The following is a 1,926-nucleotide window of genomic DNA, read 5'->3' as shown; positions in this document are numbered from 1 at the left end:
ATCGAGTAGGGGCCTGATCCGGCCGGCTGCCGCGGGACGGCGAAGGCGTCGTTCTTGTCAGTCCTGGCCGTCGAAGAGCTGGGCGGCGGCTTTAGGGTCCATGAGGTTGGACCAGGCCTGTTCGGCGGGCAGGAGGTGGCGTTCGGGGAGAGCGTACTCGGGGAACCAGCCGTCGGCTGCGCATCCCGGGACGCGGGAGAGGATCACGGCCGTCAGCCCGGTCGGGACCGAGCCGGTGATCCGGACCGCGACGTAGGTCTCGTGGCCGTGGTCGGCACGGACGAGTAGGCCGAGGCGGAAGCCAGGGAGGTCGGCCGCGTGCTCGTGGCCGTCGCGCAGCGAGCCACGAACGAGGTCGCGGACGGCGGTGTCGAGACGTTTCGCGAGCCTGGTCCCAGCTTCCAGGAGGTAGCGGTCCTGGTCGTCCTGCCCCGGGAGCAGATGCCGGCTGTAGGCGTCGGTGGTCAGCGGCTTGTCCTGCTCGGCGTTGTAGCGCTGCCGGGCGGCGCGGGCCTGGGTGTGCAGGGCTGCGTAGAAGTCGTCGGCGGCACCGTCCTCGCGTCGGCCGGCGGCGACGAGCCAGTCGCGAGCCTCGTCCGCAGCCTGGTCGACGTAGGTCGCACCACGCCATCGGCCTATCTTGACTTTGAACAGGACCACGTCGTCGATGCTGCGGATCCGCTCGTGCGGGGTGTCCGGGTCGGCGAACTGTTCGCCGGCTTTGGCCAGCAGCGGGTGGTCGACCTGGTCAAGGGAAGTGCTGGCCGGCGGGAGCGGCAGGTGCAGGTCCTCACGCAGGCAGCGCAGGGTCGGGCGGACCGGCATAGGTCACGCTTCCCAGTCGCCTACGCCGCCGAGCTGTTCGATCCGATCCGCCGACAGCCCGGTCAGCGCGGCCACGCTCGCGGACAGGGAGCCGTCGAGGACCTTCATGGAGGCGACCATGCCTCGGCGGATCTCTTCCCGGCGCTGGTCGAGGTAGGTCTTGACCGCCTCGGCGACGAAGTCCTTCTTCGACATGCCGAGGAAGTGCGCGGCCTGGGAGATCAGCTCGTCCGTGGCCGGGTCGACCTTCAGGGGGGCCTGGCGACGGGGTCCGACGGTTGTCATGGCGCTCACCTCCTGCAAGCCATGGTACCCAAGTACCTCAGCCTGACACTGTGGGTGCCCAAAATCGTGTCCGGTCAGGCTGCCTGATATTCGTGGATCAAGCCTCCGAGCCGGTCACGTCGGATCACGGTCACGGTGGGCTTGTGCGGTGCTCCAGCCGCCAGCGGCGGCCGTTGTTGGAGGGCTCGGTGCGGACGATGGATGTTGTCGTGATCGACGTAGTCGGTCACGACAGCGGTGAGATGCCGCTGGCCGAGGCATTCGCGGCGTACGGTGCCGATCCATCGTTCGGCGTAGGCGTTCGCGACTGGAGCTTGTACCGGGGTGCGGACGATCGTGAGGTCGTCGGCCGTGAATACGGCGTCGACTGCTGCGGTGAACTTGTTGTCCCGGTCGCGGATCAGCCAGCGGAAAGATGAGGCCCCTCCTCGTTCAGCGTCATAAGGAGATTCCGCGCTTGCTGGGTAACCCAGGCGCCGGTCGGATGGCGAGTCACGCCCGCGAGATGGACCCGGCGGTGGTCGAGCTCGACGAAGAACAGGACATACAGCCGGGTCAGGAAGTGAACCGTTCCGGGTTCTTTAGAGACCGGGATGCTTACGCTTCGGCCAGCATAGCAGCTTCGTCTTGCATGTAATAGAGGGCTTCGAAGTCGGCAGGCGGCATGTTTCCGCAGCCGCTGTGGATCCGACGGTTGTTGTACCAGTCGACCCACTCGAAGGTCGCGAGCTCAAGCTCATTGAGCGTCCGCCACGGCCCCCGACGGTTGATCAGCTCGGTTTTGTACAGCCCGTTGACAGATTCGGCCAGCGCATT

Annotated in this window: 5 protein-coding genes; 1 reads left to right on the top strand and 4 read right to left on the bottom strand. The window is 66.9% G+C overall.

Annotated elements, in window-relative coordinates; translation table 11 throughout:
• Nucleotides 1-57: 57 nt before the first annotated feature.
• The 3 genes from MJ783_RS21930 to MJ783_RS21920 all read right to left on the bottom strand — a co-directional run bounded on the left by MJ783_RS21930 (nucleotide 58) and on the right by MJ783_RS21920 (nucleotide 1,391).
• Nucleotides 58-825: a hypothetical protein gene (locus tag MJ783_RS21930; protein WP_239313463.1), complete on the bottom strand. Its 768-nt coding sequence runs from the start codon at nucleotides 823-825 to the stop codon at nucleotides 58-60.
• A 3-nt stretch (nucleotides 826-828) separates the two neighbouring features.
• Entirely contained in the window at nucleotides 829-1,110 is a 282-nt protein-coding gene (locus MJ783_RS21925) for a hypothetical protein (RefSeq protein ID WP_239313460.1), read from the bottom strand.
• 74 nt (nucleotides 1,111-1,184) lie between these two features.
• Nucleotides 1,185-1,391 carry a transposase gene (locus tag MJ783_RS21920; protein WP_239313469.1) on the bottom strand — a complete coding sequence of 69 codons (207 nt, stop codon included), beginning with the start codon at nucleotides 1,389-1,391 and terminating at the stop codon, nucleotides 1,185-1,187.
• Between MJ783_RS21920 and MJ783_RS21915 the strand changes: the two genes are divergently transcribed.
• The gene (locus tag MJ783_RS21915) at nucleotides 1,299-1,529 is read left to right on the top strand and encodes a hypothetical protein (protein ID WP_239313457.1); all 231 of its coding nucleotides are present in this window, start codon (nucleotides 1,299-1,301) and stop codon (nucleotides 1,527-1,529) included. The genes MJ783_RS21920 and MJ783_RS21915 overlap by 93 nt on opposite strands.
• A gap of 178 nt (nucleotides 1,530-1,707) precedes the next feature.
• On the opposite strand, the gene MJ783_RS21910 is transcribed toward MJ783_RS21915, so the two are convergent.
• A partial coding sequence (locus tag MJ783_RS21910; RefSeq protein WP_239313454.1) for an integrase core domain-containing protein occupies nucleotides 1,708-1,926 on the bottom strand: 219 nt, incomplete at its 5' end.

This window comes from Protofrankia sp. Cj3, assembly GCF_917627355.1.
GTDB lineage: Bacteria > Actinomycetota > Actinomycetes > Frankiales > Frankiaceae > Protofrankia.
The sequence above is the reverse complement of the archived record's forward strand: the minus strand, read 5'-3'. Positions and strand labels throughout refer to the sequence as shown.